21 protein-coding genes and 3 tRNA genes are annotated in these 21,743 nt (G+C 66.4%); 9 read left to right on the top strand and 15 right to left on the bottom strand.

Features of this window, described 5'->3' with window-relative positions:
• Positions 1–14: 14 nt before the first annotated feature.
• Positions 15–1,760, bottom strand: a complete 1,746-nt coding sequence (locus MSB02_RS07305) for a chloride channel protein (protein ID WP_267194572.1) — start codon at positions 1,758–1,760, stop codon at positions 15–17.
• Between the two features lie 186 nt (positions 1,761–1,946).
• On the opposite strand from MSB02_RS07305, the gene MSB02_RS07300 reads away from it, so the two are divergent.
• The 6 genes from MSB02_RS07300 (at position 1,947) to MSB02_RS07275 (ending at position 5,386) form a co-directional block, all read left to right on the top strand.
• A tRNA-Ser gene (locus MSB02_RS07300) sits at positions 1,947–2,036 on the top strand.
• Positions 2,037–2,085: 49 nt separating this feature from the next.
• A tRNA-Ser gene (locus MSB02_RS07295) sits at positions 2,086–2,179 on the top strand.
• Positions 2,180–2,230: 51 nt separating this feature from the next.
• Positions 2,231–2,307 (top strand) — tRNA-Arg (locus MSB02_RS07290).
• 451 nt (positions 2,308–2,758) lie between these two features.
• Positions 2,759–4,252 (top strand): PEGA domain-containing protein, encoded by a 1,494-nt coding sequence (locus tag MSB02_RS07285; protein ID WP_267194571.1) that lies wholly within the window; start codon positions 2,759–2,761, stop codon positions 4,250–4,252.
• 31 nt (positions 4,253–4,283) lie between these two features.
• The gene (locus MSB02_RS07280) at positions 4,284–4,772 is read left to right on the top strand and encodes a TIGR00725 family protein (RefSeq protein ID WP_267194570.1); all 489 of its coding nucleotides are present in this window, start codon (positions 4,284–4,286) and stop codon (positions 4,770–4,772) included.
• Between the two features lie 146 nt (positions 4,773–4,918).
• Positions 4,919–5,386, top strand: a complete 468-nt coding sequence (locus MSB02_RS07275; protein ID WP_267194569.1) for an RrF2 family transcriptional regulator — start codon at positions 4,919–4,921, stop codon at positions 5,384–5,386.
• Here MSB02_RS07275 and MSB02_RS07270 read toward each other — a convergent pair.
• The 5 genes from MSB02_RS07270 to MSB02_RS07250 all read right to left on the bottom strand — a co-directional run bounded on the left by MSB02_RS07270 (position 5,376) and on the right by MSB02_RS07250 (position 9,989).
• Positions 5,376–5,996, bottom strand: coding sequence for a hypothetical protein (locus MSB02_RS07270; protein WP_267194568.1), 621 nt, complete (start codon positions 5,994–5,996; stop codon positions 5,376–5,378). The genes MSB02_RS07275 and MSB02_RS07270 overlap by 11 nt on opposite strands.
• Positions 5,996–7,279, bottom strand: coding sequence for a serine--tRNA ligase (serS, locus tag MSB02_RS07265; RefSeq protein ID WP_267194567.1), 1,284 nt, complete (start codon positions 7,277–7,279; stop codon positions 5,996–5,998). The genes MSB02_RS07270 and serS overlap by 1 nt, the downstream gene beginning before the upstream one ends.
• 152 nt (positions 7,280–7,431) lie before the next feature.
• On the bottom strand, positions 7,432–8,322 hold the full coding sequence (locus MSB02_RS07260; protein ID WP_267194566.1) for a GNAT family N-acetyltransferase: 891 nt from the start codon (positions 8,320–8,322) through the stop codon (positions 7,432–7,434).
• Positions 8,319–8,975 (bottom strand): hypothetical protein, encoded by a 657-nt coding sequence (locus tag MSB02_RS07255; protein WP_267194565.1) that lies wholly within the window; start codon positions 8,973–8,975, stop codon positions 8,319–8,321. Before MSB02_RS07255 ends, MSB02_RS07260 begins: the two co-directional genes overlap by 4 nt.
• A gap of 120 nt (positions 8,976–9,095) precedes the next feature.
• Positions 9,096–9,989, bottom strand: coding sequence for a GNAT family N-acetyltransferase (locus MSB02_RS07250; protein WP_267194564.1), 894 nt, complete (start codon positions 9,987–9,989; stop codon positions 9,096–9,098).
• Between the two features lie 203 nt (positions 9,990–10,192).
• Here MSB02_RS07250 and MSB02_RS07245 point away from each other — a divergent pair, with 203 nt between their 5' ends.
• Positions 10,193–10,741 carry a hypothetical protein gene (locus MSB02_RS07245; protein ID WP_267194563.1) on the top strand — a complete coding sequence of 183 codons (549 nt, stop codon included), beginning with the start codon at positions 10,193–10,195 and terminating at the stop codon, positions 10,739–10,741.
• Between the two features lie 3 nt (positions 10,742–10,744).
• Here the strand turns inward: MSB02_RS07245 and MSB02_RS07240 are convergent, their stop codons facing one another.
• Both MSB02_RS07240 and MSB02_RS07235 read right to left on the bottom strand, forming a co-directional pair.
• Complete coding sequence (locus tag MSB02_RS07240; RefSeq protein WP_267194562.1) at positions 10,745–11,956, bottom strand: glycosyltransferase; 1,212 nt, start codon at positions 11,954–11,956, stop codon at positions 10,745–10,747.
• 14 nt (positions 11,957–11,970) lie between these two features.
• The gene (locus MSB02_RS07235) at positions 11,971–14,166 is read right to left on the bottom strand and encodes a bifunctional alpha,alpha-trehalose-phosphate synthase (UDP-forming)/trehalose-phosphatase (protein WP_267194561.1); all 2,196 of its coding nucleotides are present in this window, start codon (positions 14,164–14,166) and stop codon (positions 11,971–11,973) included.
• Between the two features lie 147 nt (positions 14,167–14,313).
• On the opposite strand from MSB02_RS07235, the gene MSB02_RS07230 reads away from it, so the two are divergent.
• Positions 14,314–15,057 (top strand): hypothetical protein, encoded by a 744-nt coding sequence (locus MSB02_RS07230; RefSeq protein ID WP_267194560.1) that lies wholly within the window; start codon positions 14,314–14,316, stop codon positions 15,055–15,057.
• A 7-nt stretch (positions 15,058–15,064) separates the two neighbouring features.
• Here MSB02_RS07230 and mscL read toward each other — a convergent pair whose 3' ends face one another.
• From mscL to MSB02_RS07215, 3 genes are all read right to left on the bottom strand, one after another.
• A complete protein-coding gene (gene mscL, locus MSB02_RS07225) occupies positions 15,065–15,508 on the bottom strand; it encodes a large conductance mechanosensitive channel protein MscL (RefSeq protein WP_267194559.1) in 444 nt (147 codons plus the stop codon).
• A gap of 15 nt (positions 15,509–15,523) precedes the next feature.
• Positions 15,524–16,198 carry a molybdopterin-dependent oxidoreductase gene (locus tag MSB02_RS07220; RefSeq protein WP_267194558.1) on the bottom strand — a complete coding sequence of 225 codons (675 nt, stop codon included), beginning with the start codon at positions 16,196–16,198 and terminating at the stop codon, positions 15,524–15,526.
• A 68-nt stretch (positions 16,199–16,266) separates the two neighbouring features.
• The gene (locus MSB02_RS07215; protein WP_267194557.1) at positions 16,267–17,055 is read right to left on the bottom strand and encodes a class I SAM-dependent methyltransferase; all 789 of its coding nucleotides are present in this window, start codon (positions 17,053–17,055) and stop codon (positions 16,267–16,269) included.
• An 88-nt stretch (positions 17,056–17,143) separates the two neighbouring features.
• Between MSB02_RS07215 and MSB02_RS07210 the strand changes: the two genes are divergently transcribed.
• Positions 17,144–18,487, top strand: a complete 1,344-nt coding sequence (locus tag MSB02_RS07210) for an alkaline phosphatase family protein (protein ID WP_267194556.1) — start codon at positions 17,144–17,146, stop codon at positions 18,485–18,487.
• Here the strand turns inward: MSB02_RS07210 and MSB02_RS07205 are convergent.
• From MSB02_RS07205 to MSB02_RS07190, 4 genes are all read right to left on the bottom strand, one after another.
• Entirely contained in the window at positions 18,484–19,188 is a 705-nt protein-coding gene (locus MSB02_RS07205; RefSeq protein ID WP_267194555.1) for a hypothetical protein, read from the bottom strand. The two genes, MSB02_RS07210 and MSB02_RS07205, sit on opposite strands and share 4 nt — an antisense overlap.
• A gap of 98 nt (positions 19,189–19,286) precedes the next feature.
• Complete coding sequence (locus MSB02_RS07200; protein WP_267194554.1) at positions 19,287–19,625, bottom strand: DsrE family protein; 339 nt, start codon at positions 19,623–19,625, stop codon at positions 19,287–19,289.
• A gap of 12 nt (positions 19,626–19,637) precedes the next feature.
• The gene (locus MSB02_RS07195; RefSeq protein WP_267194553.1) at positions 19,638–20,384 is read right to left on the bottom strand and encodes an acyl-CoA dehydratase activase; all 747 of its coding nucleotides are present in this window, start codon (positions 20,382–20,384) and stop codon (positions 19,638–19,640) included.
• 3 nt (positions 20,385–20,387) lie between these two features.
• Complete coding sequence (locus MSB02_RS07190; protein ID WP_267194552.1) at positions 20,388–21,668, bottom strand: double-cubane-cluster-containing anaerobic reductase; 1,281 nt, start codon at positions 21,666–21,668, stop codon at positions 20,388–20,390.
• Between the last annotated feature and the right edge of the window lie 75 nt (positions 21,669–21,743).

Raw genomic sequence — 21,743 nt, 5'->3', positions numbered from 1 at the left:
GGTCCCAACGCGCCTCAGGTGGCGCTGATCCACTCCGAGTAGGCATTGATGAGATCGGCCCGTGTCACCACACCGAGGACCCGCTTGCCATCCGGCTCGGCGATGATCACACGTCCGATCTTGTTGTGCTCGATCATGTCGAGCGCCGTACGGGTGCTGTCGGTGGGGCGCAACCAGATCAGCTCTCTCGTCATGATCTCGGAGACGGGCGTGGTGGCGCGCTCCTCGTACGGCAGTGCGCGCGCATCGGTCCAGCTCACCACCCCCACGAGGTGGTCATCGTCGTTCACCACGGGGAACCCGTGATGCCCCGACGTCCCAACAGCACGGAGGACGTCCTGAGCGCTGGTATCTTCACGGAGCACGAAGGGATCCTTCGCCATCACCCGCTCCACGGGCACCCGGCGCAGGATGTCGGCGGTCTCACGGGTGGCGTCGGCATGCTGGCTCTCGTAGATCGTGCTGGTGCCGGATGCCAGGAAGCCCGCAGTGGTTGCCACGATGAGCGGGATGATCATCGTGTAGTTGCGTGTCGTCTCACACAGGATGATCGCCGTTGAAAGCGGGACCTTCCCCACCGACGCGTACAGTGCGCCCATGCCCGCGATCACATACAGCGTGGGGTGGGCCTCGGCGCCGGGAAAGAGCTGCGTGGCCATCGTGCCCACCGCACCTCCGAGCGCCGCGCCGATGAAGAGCGACGGTGCGATGACGCCGCCGGCTCCTCCCGAGCCGATCGAGAGCGAGCTCGCCAGGATCTTGGCGATCACCAGGAGGAGCAGCATCGGCAGCGCAAGCTGCAGGTCGATGATGTCCTGGATCGTCCCGTAGCCCATGCCCCACACGCGCGGGATGAACAGGACCAGGATGCCCATCAGAAGACCACCCAGAGCGGGCTTGAGCCAGTCGGGCATGGCCATGCTCCTGAACCGCCTGAAGATGCCGTAGAAGACCTTCAGGTACAGGATGCCGACGAGGCTCGCCAGCACGCCGATCAGGAGCACCACGGAGAGGTCGAAGACGTTGAACGCCCAGATGAACGGCGCGTTGAACAGCGGCTCGAAGCCATAGAAGACCGAGAAGAGCAGGTAGCTCGTTGCCGACGAGATCATCGAAGGCAACACGAGGTCGTATTCCATGCCGTAGATGTACAGCACGCTGGTCACGAACAGCGCGCTCCCGATCGGCGCCCTGAACACCGCCCCTATACCGGCGGCCGCACCACATACGGCCAGCACGCGGACATCGTCCTTGGTGAAGGAGAATCCAAGCAGCTTGTCGAGATGGAGCTTCTCGATGATGGTCGAGCTGATCGAACCGAAACCTGTGCCGATCAGCGCCGTGGGACACTCCCGGCCGGCGCTCCCGCCGGAGGCGAGAGTGATCGAAGCGGTCAGGATCGTCACGAACGGGACCTTGAACTTGGAGCGCCCGCCATCCTCGTGGATGATGTCGATCATCGCGTCGGTGGCGCACGGGCTGCAGAACGCCTCGGGCATCCATACATGACGGATGATCCCCACGAGCAGACCGCCAGCCGCCGGGATGATCGCGATCAGACGGGGATCGGGTAGAGCCGCTGCCACCGAGTCGAAGAGCGGCGTGATCGCGTCGAGGGTGTAGCTGAAGAGCAGCGCGCCGATGCCACCCAGCACGCCCACGAGTCCCGCGGCGATGGACCATTTGTAGAAGAGACGCCAGTTACGCAGATAGTGCGCTCGCGCTTTGATCGCTTCGAAGGTGTTCTTGACGAAGTCCACACGGTCTTTCTTGACTACATCACATTGCTCGGTCTGCATCTGGGGTGCGCCTGGTTCCCTTCTCATCATCGATGGCCCCGCTCAGGACCCTACCTACAGGTATACCAGACCAGGGTGCCCGCTCCTGCCCACGGCACGTTGCCGATGCTTGTCCCTGACAGGTGACGGGCTATAATCGCCCTGCGCGGAGGGGTGGCAGAGTGGTTGATCGCCCTGGTCTTGAAAACCAGTAGGCCCGCAAGGGTCTCGTGGGTTCGAATCCCACCCCCTCCGCCATCGCGCGCTCATGCGCTCCCTGCTACAATGGGCGGCGCTTCTCTCAAGCGGAGAGTTGGCCGAGTCGGCTGAAGGCGCTCGCCTGCTAAGCGAGTAAGGGGCTAATAGCCCCTTCGAGGGTTCGAATCCCTCACTCTCCGCCATTTGACATCTCGTGTGCGAGCGTGCAGGATACTCTAGCCTCGCGCACATACGCGCCCTTAGCTCAGCTGGATAGAGCGTCTGACTACGAATCAGAAGGTCGCAGGTTCGAATCCTGCAGGGCGCACCACACACGTCTCACGAGGACTCTGCGGCTGGATCGCGGGGTCCTTTCTTCATGGGCGATCGTCCGTGCTTATGTATCCCATCGGCCCGTATGCGCACACTCGTATGGCGGCTCATGCCTCAACCGTGTGACGTGGTGCCGCGCCTCAAGTAAGATGCAGCAGGGGGCGGCATCGGCCCATAGAGGCGCGCCACGCCTTATCGATCCGGTATGCGCCGCACCCCGCGTTCGTCCCATCAGGCGACGGAGCGTGACGATGGACCAGTACCGCAGCCGGAGACGCGGCCCGAGGAAGACGTTCCACGGACGGTACCGCACGATCGACCCGGGGAGGGCCGGTTCGCGGAGCGCCCGCGGCTCTGGCGGCGGAAGATCGCAGTACGTCCCTCCGCGAACCCACGAACGGCGCGGCGGACGCGGACGGAGACGGCCTCTATCCCGGAACGCCAGGCGTGTGGTATCCGTCCTCGTGCTCGTGGTGATCGCGGCCATAGCGCTGAGCGTGTATCTCCTCACCAGGCCGGCGACGGTCACGATAACCGCCAACCCGTCCGACTCGATGATCCTCTTCAACGGGTCGGTGGCCGGTACGGGGACGCTCGAGGTCGCCGACCTGAAGCGTGGCGAGTACACCGTGTACGTGGAACGCACCGGGTTCGAGCCGGTAAGCTCGACGATCGAGGTCAGGCAGGGGCGGCACGAACGGCTCTCCTACGACCTCCTGCCGCTGCCACAGCAGGTGGCCGTGGTGACAGATCCCGAGGGCGCCTCCGTGACACTGTCGCATGACGGCTCGATCGCGCATCAGGGGCCGAGCCCTATGGACATCCAGGTGCCGAGCGGGCTGTACACGCTCACGATCGAGCTCCCGGGCTACAACACCTTCACCCGCGAGATGAGCATCGACACCACCACGACGCTCGAGTACCACCTCGACCCCGAGGGGCAGGTGCTGCACGGCATCGGGCTCATCACCACGCTCGGGGCGCCGAAGGGCGTCTCGGTGACGCACGACGGCAGCGAGGCCTGGACGAGCATCCTCAACGGGCCCCCTTCCATACAGATCTTCGATCCGCGCACCGGTGAGATCCTGGGCGGTGTGGACATCGGCGAGCACGGCGCTGTGGAGGTCATCTTCAACCGCTCGGGGACGCTCGCCTACACGTCGCAGATGGAGACCGCCAAATGCTTCGAGATCGACGTGGCGACACGGGCGGTGCTCCGGGAATTCGACACGGGCAGCGCCTGGACGAAATGGGTGGAGCTCTCACCGGACGAGAAGACGCTCTACGCATCCAACTGGTCGGGCGACGACGTCTCGATCATCGACCTCGAGACCGGTGAGCTCGTCAGGCGCATCGGCGTCTCCAACACACCGCGGGGCATGTACGCCACCGGCGACGGCCGTTCGCTTTACGTGGCCGGGTTCGATTCGGGCCATCTGGAGCGCATCGACCTCGAGTCGGGCGAGGTGACCACGCTCTTCACCGGCGGCGGGGCGCTCCGCCATATCGTGGCCGATGAGACCACGGGCCGGCTCTTCATCTCCGACATGGCCGACGACCTCGTCTGGGTCCACGACATGGCGACAGGGTCGACCACGAAGTTCGTGGAGACCGACGAGAAGCCGAACACGATCGACCTCACCCCCGACGGGAAGATGTTGTTCGTGAGCTGCCGGGGCGAGAACAACGAGAAGACCTATTACCTCCCGGGGCCCGAGTGGGGCTCCATACTCGTCTTCGATACCACCGACGGGCGCCCGCTCGACGCGCTGATAGCGGGCAACCAGCCCACCGCGCTCGACGTCTCCGACGACGGCAGCCTGCTCGTGTTCAGCGACTTCCTGGACAACCGGCTGCGCGTGTACGAGATACCCGGCTACGACGTGTTCGCCGCCGCGGAGGGCGGACGCTATGACGAGCACTTCGCCGAGATCGCGAAGTAAGCCGCCCGACTCGCCGGAGGAGGTTCTACGCATGCGCACGGTCGTAGGCGTGATGGGATCAGGGCAGCCGCTCGACACGTCGGCATACGAGACGGCGCACCGGCTCGGCGCACTGGTCGCCGGACATGGCTGGGTGCTGCTCACCGGCGGAACGGCATCCGGCGTGATGGACGCGGCGTCCCGCGGCGCCCGTGATGCCGGAGGGCTTGTGATCGGCGTGCTGCGCGGACCCGATGGAGCCGAGGCGAGCTCGTATGTGGACGTGGGGATCCGCACAGGCATGGGTGACGCACGGAACGTGATCAACGTGCTCTCGAGCGACGTGGTGATCGCTCTGCCGGGCGGTCCGGGCACGGTGTCGGAGGTAGCGCTCGCCCTGAAGAGCGGCAAGCCGGTCATCGTGCTCGGTTGGGACCCCGGCGCCGCGATACGGACAGCCGGGCGCGGACGGTTGTTCGATGCCCAGGCCCCGGAGGACGCTGTGGAGACGGCACGAAGGGTTCTTCTGGCCGACATGTAGCGCCGCCTGTACGCCTATTCGGGCCGCTCGGCACATACAACGCCTCCGCCCGCAGGCTATAGCGCATTCTCCGCGAAACCTTGTTATTATCTAGCGATGATTTCGGCGCCGGGGGTGCGCCGCGACACGGATGTGCAGGGGGCACGATGCCGATCACTCGCCGGACAGACTACGCCGTCCGCATGATGTATGAGCTCGCACAACTGCCACCAGGAGCCACGCTCTCGCTTAGAGACCTCTGCGAGCTGGCCCAGGTCCCGGACAGCTTCGGCGCGACGATAGCGGCGTTCCTGGTGGAGTCGCACCTGATCCGGCGTTCCGGCTACCGCGACTACCAGATATCCCTGGCGCGTCCTGCCATGGACATCACGATGGCCGAGGTCATCCTCGCCTGTGAGCCGGGATTCTCACTGTCACAGTGCGCGCGTGAGCCCGAGTCCTGCTCACGCTCGCCGCACTGCGGCGTTCACACCATGTGGGCGTCGCTCGACCACATGGTGATGTCGAGACTCGAGTCGGTGACGCTTGCCCACGTGGCGCGCGGGCAGGCCTTCGCGAGCGACACGGACACTCTGAGGGCCGCCCTCGAGGTCGAGAACAGCCTCACATACTGACCGAGATGACCGACCCGTCGGGCGCCACCTCGATCACGAGCGGCTGCACACCGTCGGCAACGTACGCCACACGGTAGCCGGCGATGCTCACCGTGAGCGGGTCCTCCGGGAACGCGTCACGCATCACGGATTCGACCGCCGAAACGGATCGGACCTCGCCGGCGCTCTGCGCCCCCACACTGCCACCCCGAGCGTCCTCGGCGGGCGTCCAGATGATCGATCCACTGTCGAACGCCTTGTGGTAGGCGTAGAGGTTGTGGGGAACCCCGTCGGCGCGCACCTCGAACAGCGCGACCTGCCCCTCGAACTCCACTCGCACCAGGTATGCCACGAGCCTCGGCTCTGCCAACGCCAGCGCATCCCAGTCAGCGTTCGGCCAGGAGCCGCCAGCGCGCTCCACCTCGAAGATCGCGGGCGCCGCATCCAGCGCCTCGGTCTCCCGCGTCCCGTCGGCGGCGATCGCATCGAAACCCTCGAGCGCCACCGGCTGAGACACCGCGACCGGTGTGGTCGTCTCCTCCCCCGTCGGCTCCGGCTCTGATGCGCCACACCCCGCAAGCAGCAGGGCGCCGGCGACCCCGAGCGCGAGGAGTGCTGACCGGGCGCCCATCACCGCTCCCTCCGGATGACCTCTTGTCCGCCCATGTAGGGCCGCAGGACCTCGGGCACCACCACCGAGCCGTCCTCCTGCTGGTAGTTCTCGAGAACGGCCACAAGGGTGCGCCCCACCGCCAGCCCGCTGCCGTTCAGGGTGTGCACGAAGCGCGAACCCTTGAACTCACCAGGTGAGCGGTACTTGATGTTGGCGCGACGGGCCTGGAAATCCCAGCAGTCGCTGCAGCTCGAGATCTCCTTGTAGTCGTTGTAGCTCGGCAGCCATACCTCCAGATCGTAGGTCTTGGCCGCGCCAAAGCCCATGTCGCCGGTGCACAACACGATCGTGCGATACGCCAGGCCGAGCTTCTGGAGGATGTGCTCGGCGTCGGCGACCATCGATTCGAGCGCGTCGAGACTCTCCTCGGGCCGGGCGAACTTGACGAGTTCCACCTTGTCGAACTGGTGCACGCGGATCATGCCGCGCGTGTCACGCCCTGCTGCGCCCGCCTCCTCACGGAAGCACGGCGTGTACGCACAGTAGCGGAGCGGCATATCGGCCGCCTCCAGCACCTCGTCACGGTGGAGATTGGTGAGCTGCACCTCGGCGGTGGGGATGAGATAGAGCCCGTCGTCGGTGTGGAACAGGTCGTCGGCGAACTTGGGAAGCTGCCCCGTGCCCAGCAGCGTCTCACTGTTCGCCATGGCCGGCACCGACCATTCGCGGTACCCTCGTGCGCCATGGGTGTCCAGCATGAAGTTGATGAGCGCGCGGTTCAGACGCGCTCCATCGCGACCGAGGACCACGAAGCGGCTCTTGGCGAGCTTGACCCCGCGTTCGAAGTCGATGGCCCCGAGATCCGGGCCGAGGTCCCAGTGCGCCACCGGCTCGAACTCGAACGTGGGCGGCGTGCCCCAGCGGCGCACCTCCACGTTGTCGCTCTCGTCGGCGCCCGTCGGAACGCTCTCATGCGGGATGTTCGGGATCGTGAGCAGCATCTCGCGCACCTCGGCCTCCACCCCGGTACGGCGCGCATCGATCTCCGCGATCTCCTCGTTGACGGCGCGCACGCGCTCCTTGGCGTCCTCGGCCTCGTCGCGCTGGCCCGACTTCATCAGCTCGCCGATGCGCCTGGAGAGATCGTTGCGTACGGCCTGCCTGCTCTCCACTTCGGCGATCAGCCCGCGACGCTCATCGTCGAGTGCGATGAAGCGGTCGAAATCCCAGTCGCCCGCGCGCGCACCCATCGCGTCGCGTACGGCGTCCAGGTTCTCCCGCAGGTAGCGTCCGTCGAGCATGTGGGCCTCCCATGGTCCGGGATCGTCGCGAGACCGTTGTGCGCGTCGACACAACGGCGGTGTCATGACCCAGACGGATCATGTGTCGATGTCGTCTTGGAGTATAGCCGAGGCTACCCGGCGCGCGCCCGGAGACTCGAGACCCACACGGCTCAGCGAGTGCGGTCGGCCTCCCAGCAGATCCGCGCCTGGGCGATGTGGAACCCCGACTCGGCATATAGACCGAGCGATGGCTCCTCGCTCGGCACTGTGGTGAGCAGCACGCGGGAGATGCCGGCATCTCCCGCCGCCCGGAGCGCCGCGTGCAGGAGCGTCTTGCCGAGCCCCTTGCCCTGTTCGGCGGGTACCACGGCGAGCGTGTCGATCCTGGCGGTGCCAGGCTCATCGGCATGGGCGATGGTGAGCACGGCGCCCGCCGGGCTACCGCTCCTGTGAGCGATGAGCGTCCCCGCTCTCACCACGCCCGGACGGGGCAACGCCACCCGTGCCTCCTCCACGCTCATGACATGCCTGCACGGGTACTCTGCGAACGTGGCGTTCACCACCTCGGTCCACATACCGGCGACCATCGGCGTTGCGGGTCCCACCGTGAAGCCCTCTGGGGGAGCGACGGGCTCCACTGCGCCGGGATCGGTGTGCTCCAGCAGGTACGCCTGCCGTGTCACAGAGAAGCCGGCCGTAGCCACCGCCTTCTGCACGTAGTCGTCGGCATCGGGCAGGAACACGAACACCCGCCTCGTGCGCGCCGACATCCGGGTCAGCACGCGCTCGATCAGGAGCGGGTACGCGATGTAGTCGGTGGAGTGCAGCACCCTGAACCGCGCGCTCGCCTTCTCCACATATCCCTCACGCATGACGGATGCGGCGCCCACCACCGTGCCATCGGGGGCAAGGGCCAGCGCGGCTGGTTCGTGACCGGGGTCGAACGCGAGAAGATCGTCCGAACGGGTGAACGTGTCGTCATGCTCGGCGCCGTGCTCCGCCACGTAGTCCAGGAACACCTGGCGGGTCTCGGGGGTCACGTCGATGATCTCGAGCCTCATCCCCGGCCCCCTGTTCCGCCGGAGACCGGAGCCCCGGTGCCGCGCACGGCCGCCCCGCGCTCGAGCCCGGCGGCCACAGCTGCCCGGATCCGTTCGTAGTCTTCGGCCGTACAGTGCAGGCGCAACACGGTGCGCCAGGAGTTCCGCAGTGAGATCACTCGCTGACGGGGGAAGTAGCGTGCCGAGTGAAGATCCGACCACTTCCAGCCGCCCTGTTCGCTCGCCGTGGCCAGAAGGCCGGCGCCGGTGGTGGTGGCGCTCCGTCCGAGCGCCCCAAAGAGCACCGCCGCCCGGTTCCATCTCTTCTCACGAGCACCGGAGGAGTACGTCACGCCATCCGGCTTCACGACGAACGTCATGGTGAAGCGATTGCCCAGCAGCACACCCACGATGAAGAAGAGCGCGAGCAGTATGCCGCCCACCATCAGCGGGACCTGGAGCGGGAGAAGGGCCGGTTCGCCGTCCACCACCCACCCCATGAGCGCCACGAGCACGTACATGATCGAGACGGACATCACGGTGACCCGCACGAAATCCCACAGCATGAACCTGCTCGTGAGGAGCGGGATCCGGTACGTCCATTCGATGGTCGTGCTCTCGCGGCCGGTTCGGAGGTCCGGCTGTCGCGGTATGGTCTCCTGACCGCCTTGCATACCCCTCCTCCCGGTTTCGCAGATCGCCTGTGCAAGCATACCGTGACTGCGCCGGAACCGGCACGGAGACGTACGAGGCGGAGGCCACGGATGACCGGTGGGCCCGGTCGCGAGCGTGCATCACAGTGAAACGGTGCGCTGCCAGCAGACCCGGACGTCTTGGGCACGGAACCCTGCATCCAGATACAGGGCGACCGCACGGCGGTTGAACGTGCTCACCGCCAGGGATACAGATCGACACCCGCCGCGCCCCGCCGTGGCAACAGCGTCGTGCAACAGGGCACGCCCGAGACCCATGCCCTGGTGTGACGGGACGACGGCGAGCATGGTGATCTCGGCGGCGCACGGGTCCGTAGCGTCGGTCACGGTGAGCACGCCACCCGCCGGTGATCCGCCCCGGTACGCGATCAGCGACGCACCACCGAGTACCCGGGGGGCGCCGAGCGTCTCCCCTGCGATCGAGTACGTGGTGTCGACATGATCGGGCTGCCCGTGCATGGCCGAGTTGACTATGTTCGCCCAGTCGGTGGCCACGGCCGGGGTGGCGGGCCTGGTCTGGGTCCCCGACGGATAGTCCAGCCGGGGCGCGTTCCGGGGATCCAGGTGCCGTAGGACGTACGCGCGTCTGCACGCACCGAACCCGGCCGCCTCGAGCGCCTCTTCCACGTCCCCCGCATGCTCGGGCAGGAGCACGGTCACTCGGTTGGCGTCTTCGGGCAACCTCGAGAGAATGCGATCCACGAGTGCCGGGTAATACTCAGGGTGGAGTGTATGCAGGACGCGGAAACGCATCATGCCGTCACCCGAGGCAAGATCCCGCATGACCGATGCCGCCCCCACCACGAGGCCGTCACCGTCCACCGCCACCACGGCGGGTTCGTGAGCGGAGTCGAAGGCCGCGCAGTGCTCAGGCGCCAGATACGAATCGTCATGCTGCGCGCCGTGCAACCGCGCATACTCGAGGAATCCGCCTGACAACGGTGGTTCTACATCGATAAGGTGGATCTCCGACACGGATCTCAAACCCCCTGCGCTCCGTGCCACACGTGCCGCGCACGTGCCGGCCCCTGCACGAGGACTCCCCCGAATCCTCCACCTTCTGACAAGAGTTGTAGCGCATGCACCGCCTCAGCGCCAGCCGCGAGCGTCAACGATGCAGTGGCTGCACTGCTCGCATGTCCGCGTCGGGGTACACTCCCATGCAGGAGGTGGTTGGAATGCGCAGGTCACTGCTCGCTCTCCTGCTGGTGCCCGCTCTCGTCCTCGCGCTCGGCCTCACGGCATGCGGCGGCTCGGAAGAGCCTGAGGAATCGGAACCCGCAGTCACCGAAGGCACGGACGAAACGCTGTCAGAGCCCCCGGTGGAGATGCCCGAGGAGCCGATGGACACCGCGGACTTCTCCGACCTCAGCGGGACATGGACGGTGAGCACCGTCCTGACCAAGATCGACAACCAGGCTATGACCCCGGCGGCCGATCAGCCCGGCGCCACGTATGAGTGGAGCGTGTCGGGCGACAGCATGACGATGCTGACCGACGAGCACCGGTATGAGGGACTCCTGATGCCCGAGGATGACGGGTGGGTCTACCATGCCGTAGCGACATACGTTGACGAGACCGGTACGGAGTGGACCAGCACCATCGAGCTGCACGGCATGATGGTCGGCGACGACGCCTTCAGCGGCGAGTTGATCGGCACGATCGACTCGGCGAGCGAAGGACACCTGTATACGGCCCACTGGGACATCGAGGGCGTGCGGCAGTAGACGCTACCTGATCAGCTCGGCCAGGAGCTCGAGGTAGTGGCCGAGCAGACGGGTCACGAGGAAGTGCTCGCGCACGTGCTCCACACCCCGCTCGGCGATCGCCCCGGCGAGGACCGGGTCCTCCAGCAGCGTGGCCACACGGTCCGCCGTCTGGTCGAGATCGGCGGGATCGACCAGGAACCCCGTCTCGCCATCGATCACCTGCAGCGGGATGCCTCCCACCGCACCGGCGACCACCGGCGTGCCCTTCCACATCGCCTCCGAGACGGTGAGTCCGAAGCCCTCCCGCAGCGACTTCTGGAGCACGACGCTCGAGACGCGCTGCAGCGCGTTTATGGCTGTGTCGCTCGCTCCGAGCAGGAATATGACGTCCCCGCTCTCGATGAGCCGGCCCGCGCGCTTGCGGACGCGCTCATAGATGGCGAGCCCTTCCGGGTCGTCGGTGGCCATGTTGCCTGCGAGCACCAGCCTGCAGTCGACCCGCTCGCGCACCCGCTTGAAGACCTCCACCACGCCCTCGGGGTCCTTCCACTTGTCGAAGCGTGAGACCTGGGTGATGAGCGGCTTGTCGAGCGGGACACCGTGCCGCTTGATGTACTTCATCACGGTCCGCTCGGGCAGCCTGATGTTCTTCTGGTTGAGCGGGTCGATCGCAGGGTTGATCACGCGCTGCTCCACGGTGAGGTCGGGCCGCAGATACTGCTCGTGGCTCACGATCATGAGGTCGTAGCGCATGATGTATCCCTTGAGGAACTCCCACAGCTCAGGATCCGGCGAGGTGAGGTCGATGTGGCAGCGCCATATCCAGGGCTGACGCTTCTTGTAGAAGCGGATGATGGGCAACGGCTGCGGATCGTGAATGATGACCGCGTCGTGACGCGAGATATGGTTGTATTGCGAGAAGCTCTCATTGGCCTGGACGTACAGGCGCTTCTTGTTCTCGGTGAGGTTGACCCGGTCGCCCTGCAGCCCGTTGTGGAACTTCTTGGTCACGCCAAAGAAGTCGTCGCTGCCAACGAGCACGCGCCATCCAGCGTCCACGCCCACGTCGTTCATAAGCGGCACGAGCGCATACAGCATCTCTGCCACCCCGCCGCCTTGCGCGGTGGAGTTCATGTGCACCACGTGCTTGTCGTGCAGCAGCGACGTCCGCCTGTGCAGATCGGTGATTATCTCGTCGGAGACGATGCCCCGGTAGTCTTCAAGCCGTTTCACTGACGTTCATCCTCTCAGGAGTCGATCCCGGCGAGCCGGGTGAGCAGCGATCGGACGTCCCCCACACCACGCACCGAGTTCCGGGCCTGCGTGGGACCCGGCCCGACCTTGATGGTCCACGCGCCTTCCGGTGCGGCCTCGAACACATCCTCATCTGTCCTGTCGTCGCCCAGCGCAAGGATGAAGTCGAGGTCCTCGCGGCACATCCATCGGTGGGCTGCGCGCCCTTTGTCCACGTTGGCGGCCTTGATCTCCAAGACCTTGTTGCCGTCCATGACGGCGAGCCCCCAGTCGGTCACCACGCTCGCGAGCGCCGCCTTGAGTTCGAGTACGCGCGTCTCGGCCATCTCACCGTTCACCTGGCGATAATGCCAGACGAGAGAGAAGTCCTTCTCCTCCACGAACGAGCCGGGGGTGCGGTCCACGAACATCTCGAGCAGCGCCGCCACACGTGGCTTCCACGCGTCGGACATGGGCTCGATCGTCACCCACTCGCCGCTGCGCCCTCGCAGCCACACGCCATGCTCGGCCACGATGTCCACGTCCAGGTCGCCGAGCCACGCCTCGAGCGTCTCGCGGTCGCGGCCCGACACGATCACCACCTCGTTGGCCGGATCCTCGCTCAGCGTCCGCACGATGCGCCGAACGTCGTCGCTGGGGGCGACGTCTTCGGGGCGCGGCGCGAACGGCATCAATGTGCCGTCGTAGTCGAGCAGCACGAGCCGGTGTCCGGCGTCCCGGTACTCCTGCAGCAGCTGGTCGTGCTGCGGTGTGTCGAGGAGCCGCGCGTCGAGGCCTTCCTGCTCGTCCGTGATGCGCTTCAGCCCTTCCAAGAACTCCTCCGCCCACTTGGTGACCGTGTACCGCTTGATGCGCCGCTGCATGAGCGCATTGCGCGCCCTGGCTTCGTCCTCGTCCATCACCAGCGCCCGATGGAGCGCCTCGACCACCTGGTCGAGGTCGAAGGGGTTCACCAGAAGCGCCTCGCCGAGCTCTCGGGCGGCGCCGGCCATCTCCGAAAGCACAAGCACGCCGGCGCCGTCGTCGTGCGCCGCGAGATATTCCTTGGCTATGAGGTTCATCCCATCACGGAGCGGCGTCACCAGCGCAACATCCGCTGCACCGTACAGACCCGCGAGCGCGTGGAACGGGAGCGACCGGTACAAATAGCGTATCGGCGTCCACTCGATCGTGCCGAACCGTCCGTTGATGCCACCCACCAGCTCATCGACCTCGGTCTTGAGCTGCCGGTACGTCTCCACGTTCTCGCGCGAAGGAACGGCCACCGCCACCATCGTGACCCGGCCCAGCCATTCGGGGTACCGCTCAAGGAACGCCCCGAAGGCGCGCAGACGTCCGGGGATGCCCTTCGAGTAGTCCAGCCGGTCGATCGAGAGAACCACGCTGCCATCACCGGTTCGCATGCCGATCCGCTCCGCCTCGGCCCGTGCCTCGGGTGTCCGCGCCGCGTCGCGATAGCGCTCGTAGTCGATCCCCATCGGGAACGCGTCCACCAACACCAGGCGGCCGTCCACCAGCATGCGTCCCATCTGCTCCTCAAGCCCCAGCAGACGACGACAACTACCGAAGAAGTGCCGGGCGTAGTCGTAAGTGTGGAAGCCGATGAGGTCGGCGCCGAGCAGCCCCTCGAGCACCTCGCGCCGCCACGGAAGCATGCGGAATATCTCGAAGCTCGGGAAGGGGATGTGCAGGAACCACCCTATCCGCACCCCGGGCATCCGCTCGCGCAGCATCGCGGGCAAGAGCATCAGTTGATAGTCCTGCACCCAGATGGTGTCTCCGGGCCGGGCCACCGCCAGCACGGCGTCGCAGAAGGTCCGGTTCACCTTCACGTAGCTCTCCCACGTGGCACTGTCGAACTCGGCGTACTGGGTGAAGTGGTGGAACAGCGGCCAGATCGTGCTGTTGGAGAAGCCCTCGTAGAAGCCCGCGGCGTCCTCGGCGCTCAGGAAGACCGGAGTGCAGCCGTGCTCCCGGTCGAGCGTGTCGCGCACGTGTTCGATGCCAGCATCGCCGAGTTCCGCCGCATCGACATCGGCCCAACCGACCCAGCGGCTTTCGTGGTCGGCGTGGAACGAGCTGAGTCCGGTCGCCAGCCCGCCGACGCTGGGCGTGAACGTGAATCCACGCTCCTCGTCGTGGTCGATGCTCACCGGCAAACGATTGGAGACGAGTATCAGACGTTCCATGGCTGGATCCGGGGACGATCAGACGGCACACCACCCGGTTCCTCGAGGTCCCCTCCGGCTGGTTCCGTGCTTCAACACTACCATACGCGCTGCTCAGAGCGGTGGCGCCACCGCGCAACGCGCGGGCGGCTCGGGTACACTCTATGTATGAAGACACCGCTTGCCATCGTGGAGATCGCCGGCCGTGACAGCGTGGCCGCGGCCGTGGCGGCGACCCGCGATCACGGATTCCACGAACTGGTGCCCACCGTGGCGTTCACGGGCACCGAGACCGGCGACCGCGACGCACCGGCGCGGGCGGTGTCGGTGCTCCGATCGCTCGTTCCGGCCGATACCGTGGTGCACGAACCGGTGGCCCTCTCCGACCCGGCCCTCTGGTCTGCGATGAACGCCCGTCCGGCGGCCGAACTGAGGCAGCGCTTCGGCGTGACGTTCTCACCGTGTCTCGCATGCCACCTGTACCTGCACCTCCTGCGCATACCGCTCTCCTGGTCGCACGGCGACGCGCCGGTGATCTCGGGCGAGCGGGACACCCATGACGGGCGCATCAAGCTCTCGCAGACCCCGCAGAGCATCGACGCCTCCATCCGCGTGCTCGGATACGCCGGCGTACCGCTCCTGCAGCCCATACGCGGTCTGTCCGGCGCCGAGGTCGCCGATCTCACCGGTCACGCGTGGGAGCAGGAGCAGGGCCAACTCGGCTGTCAGCTCTCGGGCAACTACGTCAACTTCGATGGATCCGTCACCTACGACGAAGACGCCTACGAGCGCTACCTGACCGGCTTCTTCGAGCCGGTCGGCAGGGCCGTGATCGACGCCTGGCGGGCGGAACGCGAAGGGGCGCCCGCCGCCGACTTCAACGCTGTGGTGCGGAGGCTGCTGGAGGACTGATCCGCGGCTAGAGCTCGCTCGTGCAGGATGGACACCGGGTGGCGTCGAGGGCGATCTGGCTCTTGCAGTACGGACACTCCTTGGTGGTGACCGCTTCCTCGGCCTCTTCCTTCTTGCGCATGTTGTTCATGGCTTTCACCACGAAGAAGATCGCCCAGGCGATGATCAGGAAGTTGATGACCGTGTTGATGAAGACGCCGTAGTTCAGGGTGGCGGCGCCCGCCTCGGTGGCGGCCGCGAGTGTTGCATACGGTCCGGGCGTGGCGCCCTCGGTGACCACCCAGAACATGTTGGTGAAATCGGTTCCGCCGAGCAGGGCGCCCACGAGCGGCATCACCAGGTCGTTCACGAGCGAGCTGACCACGGCGCCGAACGCTCCGCCGATGATGACGCCGATCGCCAGGTCGACCATGTTGCCCTTGATCGCAAACTCCTTGAACTCCTTGAGCATCACACGCCTCCTCGCTCAGTCCCCGAAGAACGACTTGTCGCGGTCCCCGTCGTTGGCATACCCGCGGTCCTCCCAGTAACCGCCCGGATCCTCATCGGCCACCAGCTCGATAGCCTCGACCCACTTGCACCATTTGTAACCCCACTTGTCCTCGGCCACCACCTGGAACGGAAAGCCGCGCTCTGGGCGCAGGATCTCGTCGTTCATCGAGTAGGCGAGGACGATGTCGTTGTCGTAGAGGTACTCCACCGGGAACGAGGTTGTGTAGCCGTCCACCGCGCGGAACACCACGCTTCGCGCGCCGTCCTGCACCCCGGACGCGTCCAGGATGTCTCGCACCAGCACCCCGCCCCAGAGCACCCTGGCGCTCCAGCCCTCCACGCAGTCGAGCTGCACCACCTTCTCGTAGGCGGGAAAGCCGCTCGTCACCTCGGAGTAGGTGTACTCGGCAGGATCATCCACCAGGCCGGTCACCCGCAGACGGTACTCGTCGACGTCGACATCCTGCGGGCCGGCGATCGAGTTCTCTCGGAAGTCGTCCGGCGAGTCGAGACGCTCGCCCTCGTACTCGAACACCTCCACGTCGTCGAGCCTGACGGGGCCGGCATCCGGCGCCTCCTCACCGGCACAGCCGCCGAGTGAGAGAGCGAGCATCGCGAGCGTGCAGATCAGCGCTGTCCGGACGTTCACGGGGTCCTCCGCGTCGTGCGTTCGCCGTCAGTGGTTCATTCCCCAACGGGAGTGCGCGCGACCTTCGCTCACGCAGGCTTGCGTGCAAGCACCACCACGTGCCGGTTGCGGAACGATACGAGCCTCTCCCCCTCGTACCCGGGCTCCAGCCAGCGACGCATCCCTTCCGGCGCCTCGCTCATCTGCTCGTACAGGCTTGCCACAGTGGCCTCATCGCAGTCCTGGCGTGAGGTCCAGTCGGCGAAGTCGTGACGCTTGTCCACCAACTCGGTGTGCTCGACCTCGAGCCCCGCGCGCTCGATCATCGTGACCCAGCCATCCACGTTGTATGCCTGGTTGTGACTCCGGTCCCTGGTGCGCTCGAACGCGTCGGTCAGCACCGCCGACGGACCCTCCGGCGGGAGGGTCTGATCCTGGAAGCCGAGCCTGCCACCCGGTTTGAGTACGCGCGCCGCCTCGGTGAAGAACGCCTGGGCGTCAGGGAAATGGTGTGCGGCGATCCGGCACGTCACGATGTCGAACGTGGCGTCCGGATACGGCAGGCCGGTCGCCTCGGCCACGGCGAACGTCGCCGTGCAGTCGTTGTCGGCCAGGAGCCGTCCGGCCGCTTCCAGCATCTCGGGAGTGATGTCGCAGGCGTCCACGTCGGCGCCGCTGCGCGCCAGCGCGAGGGCCACGTGGCCTCCACCCGTGGCGACGTCGAGTGCGCGCTCGGCAGGCCGCGGCTGCAGCCATTCGATCAGAAGGTCGAGGTCATGACCTCCGGCGTGGGTGGGACTCTCGCGATACGCATCGGCACGTGGCCCGAAGCGCTCGCGTGCCCGACGGCCGATCTCATCCTCCCGCGCGTGATCCATGCCGCTCTCCCCTCGCCGTGATGACAGTCCCCTGTGACATACTAGCCCGAGCGGACCGGCTGGCGCACGGGGACCAAGGAGGCACGCGATGCCCGGCACGCACCCACATCGCCCGATCATCCTCGTGGTCCCGGACGGGGCCGGCGATCGGCCGTACCCCGAGCTCGCAGGCGACATACCGGGGGTCCCGGGCGGATCACCGCGTGCGCGCACGCCCATAGAGGCCGCCCGCACCCCGAACCTTGACGCGCTCGCCTCGCTCGGACGGACCGGCCTGCTCTACCCGGTCGGCCCCGGACTTGCTCCCAGCTCCCACCAGGCGCACTTCGCTCTGTTCGGATACGCACCGGAGGAGTTTCCCGGGCGCGGCCTGCTGGAAGCGCTTGGCGAGGGATACGCACCGGCGCCCGGCGAGGTGGTGGTGCGCGCCAATGCCACCCGGGTAACCGAGCGTGACGGCATGCTGTGGATCGACGAGCGGCCCGACCCTCGCACGGGGGAGGCCGCGTATCTCGCAGACACCACGCTGGACGCTGAGATCGACGGCGTCTCGCTCCGTTTCGTGCACACGGGCGCTCTGCAGGGGCTGCTCTTCTTGCGCCCGCTCGACGGGCGCTCTCTTTCCCATCACGTCAGCGACGCCGACCCGCTGCACGCCGACACCACCGTCCTCGCGGTGCTGCCGCTTGAGGAGGCGCCGGACGCAGACGCCGCGGATCACACGGCGCGCGTGCTCAACGAGTGGATCCGACGATCGCGTACGGTGCTCACCGGCCGTCCCCTCGACGCCATGCTCGTGAAATGGGCGGGCGCTCCGGCGCGGTTCACACCCTTCCCGCTCCGGTTCAGCATGCGGGGCGTCACACTCGGCTCGGGTCCGCTGTACAAGGGACTCGGCGCCGCTGTCGGGCTCCACCACCGCGAGTTCGGCACCGCGCGCGATCCCGAGGCCGATGTGGCTGTGCGCGTGCACGCGGCACTCGAGCTCATGGCCGAGGGCTACGACTTCGTCCATCTGCATACGAAGCGGACCGACATGGCCGGCCACCGCAAGGACCCCGCACGCAAGGCCGAGGTGATCGCAGCGGTCGACCGCGCACTCGCGCCGCTCGTGCCACTGGTGGAGCGCGATGAGATCGTCGTCGCGGTCTGTCCCGACCACCAGACGCCCGCCGCCGGTCCTCTCTACCACGGCGGTGGCGCGGTGCCGTTGCTCATCGCGGGCGGCGTCGCGGGAGCCGACGAAGTCACCGCCTACGGAGAGACCTCGTGTGCCCACGGCTCGCTCGGCGTGCTCCGGGGCGGTGATGTCCTGCCGCTCGCGCTCGATGCGGCGGACCGCTCGGCGTTCCTCGCCGATCGGATCACGGGGCACCTGGCGCTCGGCATCCCCCGCGCCGAAGACCTGAAGCCGCTCAGCGCACGCGACTAGCCGCGGGCAGCCCCGAACGCAGATCGCAGACCCTCGAAGGAGAGCTCCGGCATCTCCAGCACCGCGGTGCGTCGACCCATCTCCTCGAGCGAGTGCGAGTCCGATGAGGAGATGTGCGCGATCGCAAGTCCGTCCCTGAACCGCTCGCGCGAGCCATGATCGATCAGCTCCACGGCCGACACGTGCTCGCACTCGGCCAGGTCGTGCACCAGGTCGGATTCGATGAAGCAGTACTCGCCGAAGGTGCGGTCCACGTGTCCGATGTGACACAGACCGCCGGCCTCGTCCACGAGCCGTGCCACCTCGAGCGGGTCGCGATCGTGTGCGAAGCAGGGAAGCTGGTCGAGCGGGGCGACCGGATCCTCAAGGCCCAACGAGCCGAGGAGCGTACCGAACCGCTCGACCTCTTCATGCGGCGGGAAGAGCGCCACCATGTGGGTCTCCTCGTCCTGGTGGCGTATCCGCAGCTCGGCGCCGGGCAACACGAGCAACCGTTGGCCAGTCTCGGCAAAGACCTCCTCGGCGGCGGCCACCACACGATCGCCGTACCCCACGCTCCAGTGATCGGCGATGCCCCACACGTCGATGCCCGCCTCAAGCGCCCGCTCCACGATCTGGCGCGGCGTGGTGGAGACATCCCCACGGTAGTCGGTGGGGATCAGCGGCGTGTGGTTGTGGAGATCGACGGTGTACAAGGGCATGCAGGTGGTCTCCGGCTCGGGTGGCACCAGAGTAACAGTCCCATCAGGCACCTGTGCAGATACCGCCGGACACCCCTCTATGGCCGGGAGGACCACCATCAGCCGATCGTGACGATCTCGTCGGGACCGCATACCGCAGCGACCAGTCCGGGCATGGTGCCCTCAACGCCCACGGCAAGCTTGTCCTGGAGCCCCAGGTGCTTCAGACATGTCCCGCACGCAGTGATCACAACGCCCGCGTCGGCGAGCATACGCAACTCGTCGAGAGCCTCCGACCCCTCGCATGCCAGCCTGACACCTTCGTTGTTCAGCATGATGGCGGCCGGCGCGTTCCTCTCGTGCGCCAGCGACACCAGGAAGCTGCGCATAAGGATGGCGCCAAGTTCGGCGTTCGACTTCCCAAACGTATCGCTCGTGATCATGATCCGCTTCGACATCGGATACTCCTCTCACTCCCGCGCTGCACTGAGCGCCGCACCGTACGCGCCGACGATCTGCGCCTCGTCGGGCACCAACACTTCGCCGACGAATCCGCTGCTGATAAGGTCCACCATCGCCGGGTTCTTGGCTACACCTCCGGCGAAGACGAGCGGTCCGCGGGCGTTCACACGCTTGAGGGAACCGAGGGTGCGCTTCGCGATGGCCTCGTGCAGACCTCGCGCGATGCGTGCACGGTCCTCACCACGGTGCACCAGACCGGTTACCTCGCTTTCGGCGAAGACGGTGCACATGCTCGAGATGGCGATGCCTGCCCGGGCCTCCCGGGCCTTCTCGGCCATGTCCTCCAGCGAGAAGCCCAGCGCGCGGGCCATCACCTCGAGGAACTTCCCGGTGCCTGCCGCACACTTGTCGTTCATCTCGAAGTCGACCACGCGACCGGCTTGTCCCAGTGAGATCACCTTGGTGTCCTGCCCGCCGATGTCGAGCACGGATGCGGCCTCGGGGAACAGTGCGGCCGAGCCGAGCCCGTACGCGGTGATCTCGGTGACTGCGGCGCAACCGAAGCGCTCCTTGGCGACGTGCCGACCGTAACCGGTGGCGATGATGACGTCGTGCGCCTTGCGCTCAACGAAGGCGGCCGAGGCCGACCCGGGGTCATGCCCCGAGTCGGCCACCGCCCAGTCCACGATCCGGTCTCCATCGAGCCAGACCGCGTCGATGCTCCTGGAGCCGATATCGAGTCCGAGGACCCGCATCGCCTACAGCATCTCCAGGAACGCCTCGACACGGGTCGAGAGCTGGCCCACGTCCTCCATGGAGTAGTCGGTCGTGATCTTCAACACCGGCAGCCCCGCCGCGCGGACCGCTTCTTCCACGCCGTGCGACTCCATCTCGTACAGGCCGCAGAACTGGAGCGACAGGTCGATGACGCCATCGGCACCCAGATCCTTCGCCATGCGGATCACGTCATCGATACGACCCTTGTTGGGGGTGAAGCAGGCGCAGTTGATGTCGAGGTACTTCTCGGCCACCGCGTCGATCATCTCGTCGAGCGTGGAGCCGTCCTCGGGCACGAGGTCCTGGTAATAGCGGCTGCCCGTGCACATCTCCTCGCCAACGACCACAGCGCCGGCCTTCTCGATTATGTCGTGGATCTTCCAGTTGGGCAGCGCCATCGGCGTACCCGTGACGAGCACTCGCTTCGCTCCCCTGGGTGCCACGCCCTCGCCCGCGGCAACGCGCGCCTCGAGCTCATCGGCAAGCGTGTTCATCATCTGCGTGAAGCGCGGCACATCGTCGTAGAAGGCCACCTGCGTGGCAAGCAGGCGGTCCTTCCCGCTGATCGGCGCCGGGTCGGCCGCCGAGGCCGCGGCGATGCGCTGGAGCGCACGCCGCTTGTCGTTGACTTCCTTGATGGCCGCTCGCAGAGAGTCTTCGGTGATCGTGTTGCCGGTGATCTCCTCGGCCTTCTTCACCAGTTCGCGAACCTCCGCCTTCCACATGGCGATGTCCTCGGGGCGCTTCATCTGCGGAAGCTCCATGACCCACGTGTCGTGGATCTCGCCGAGCAGCTCGTAGGCCTTCTTCTTACCGTCACACGTGGTCTCACCGATGACCAGGTCCGACGACTCGATGTAGGGGCAGACCTTGGCGAGCTTGAAGCCCATGAAGCTCTTGATGAGCGCACAGGTGTTGCGCGGCATGATCTGCTCGACCTCGTCGTAGGCGAACTCGGCCCCGGCACACAGACCCACAGACCACGCACCTGCGGCCCGTATGATCTCCTCCGGAACGTACAGACAGAACGTGCCGAACACCTTGCCGCCCGATTTGCGGAAGTCGTCGAGTTCCTTGATGCGTAGGCCGTGGACCTCGCTCATCACGAAGTTGAGGTAATCCATGCCCGTGGGGCGATTCTCCTGCGTGAGGTATGCGTCGCCGAAGAGCTGACCCACCGCCTCCAGCAGCGCGTCGTGCGTGGGGAGGTCGAGGCCGAGCTCGTCCCACATCGGATGATAGTCCACAGCCTGATCGCTCATAGGAGACTCCATTCAGTCACGCGGGCTTATCGCTTGCATTACGTCTTCTTATAGCGATACGAAGCCGAGAGCGCA

This window comes from Anaerosoma tenue, assembly GCF_023161965.1.
Taxonomy (GTDB): domain Bacteria; phylum Actinomycetota; class Coriobacteriia; order Anaerosomatales; family Anaerosomataceae; genus Anaerosoma; species Anaerosoma tenue.
Note: the sequence above shows the minus strand (reverse complement) of the source record. Positions and strands in the feature narration are given on the sequence as shown.

Excerpts from the sequence above, each read along its gene's own strand:
- MSB02_RS07280 (WP_267194570.1), top strand. The coding sequence starts at position 4,284 with ATGCGCACGGTCGTAGGCGTGATGGGATCAGGGCAGCCGCTCGACACG.
- MSB02_RS07275 (WP_267194569.1), top strand. The coding sequence starts at position 4,919 with ATGCCGATCACTCGCCGGACAGACTACGCCGTCCGCATGATGTATGAG.
- MSB02_RS07270 (WP_267194568.1), bottom strand. The coding sequence starts at position 5,996 with ATGGGCGCCCGGTCAGCACTCCTCGCGCTCGGGGTCGCCGGCGCCCTG.
- serS (WP_267194567.1), bottom strand. The coding sequence starts at position 7,279 with ATGCTCGACGGACGCTACCTGCGGGAGAACCTGGACGCCGTACGCGAC.
- MSB02_RS07260 (WP_267194566.1), bottom strand. The coding sequence starts at position 8,322 with ATGAGGCTCGAGATCATCGACGTGACCCCCGAGACCCGCCAGGTGTTC.
- MSB02_RS07255 (WP_267194565.1), bottom strand. The coding sequence starts at position 8,975 with ATGCAAGGCGGTCAGGAGACCATACCGCGACAGCCGGACCTCCGAACC.
- MSB02_RS07245 (WP_267194563.1), top strand. The coding sequence starts at position 10,193 with ATGCGCAGGTCACTGCTCGCTCTCCTGCTGGTGCCCGCTCTCGTCCTC.
- MSB02_RS07235 (WP_267194561.1), bottom strand. The coding sequence starts at position 14,166 with ATGGAACGTCTGATACTCGTCTCCAATCGTTTGCCGGTGAGCATCGAC.
- MSB02_RS07230 (WP_267194560.1), top strand. The coding sequence starts at position 14,314 with ATGAAGACACCGCTTGCCATCGTGGAGATCGCCGGCCGTGACAGCGTG.
- mscL (WP_267194559.1), bottom strand. The coding sequence starts at position 15,508 with ATGCTCAAGGAGTTCAAGGAGTTTGCGATCAAGGGCAACATGGTCGAC.
- MSB02_RS07215 (WP_267194557.1), bottom strand. The coding sequence starts at position 17,055 with ATGGATCACGCGCGGGAGGATGAGATCGGCCGTCGGGCACGCGAGCGC.
- MSB02_RS07210 (WP_267194556.1), top strand. The coding sequence starts at position 17,144 with ATGCCCGGCACGCACCCACATCGCCCGATCATCCTCGTGGTCCCGGAC.
- MSB02_RS07205 (WP_267194555.1), bottom strand. The coding sequence starts at position 19,188 with ATGCCCTTGTACACCGTCGATCTCCACAACCACACGCCGCTGATCCCC.
- MSB02_RS07200 (WP_267194554.1), bottom strand. The coding sequence starts at position 19,625 with ATGTCGAAGCGGATCATGATCACGAGCGATACGTTTGGGAAGTCGAAC.
- MSB02_RS07195 (WP_267194553.1), bottom strand. The coding sequence starts at position 20,384 with ATGCGGGTCCTCGGACTCGATATCGGCTCCAGGAGCATCGACGCGGTC.
- MSB02_RS07190 (WP_267194552.1), bottom strand. The coding sequence starts at position 21,668 with ATGAGCGATCAGGCTGTGGACTATCATCCGATGTGGGACGAGCTCGGC.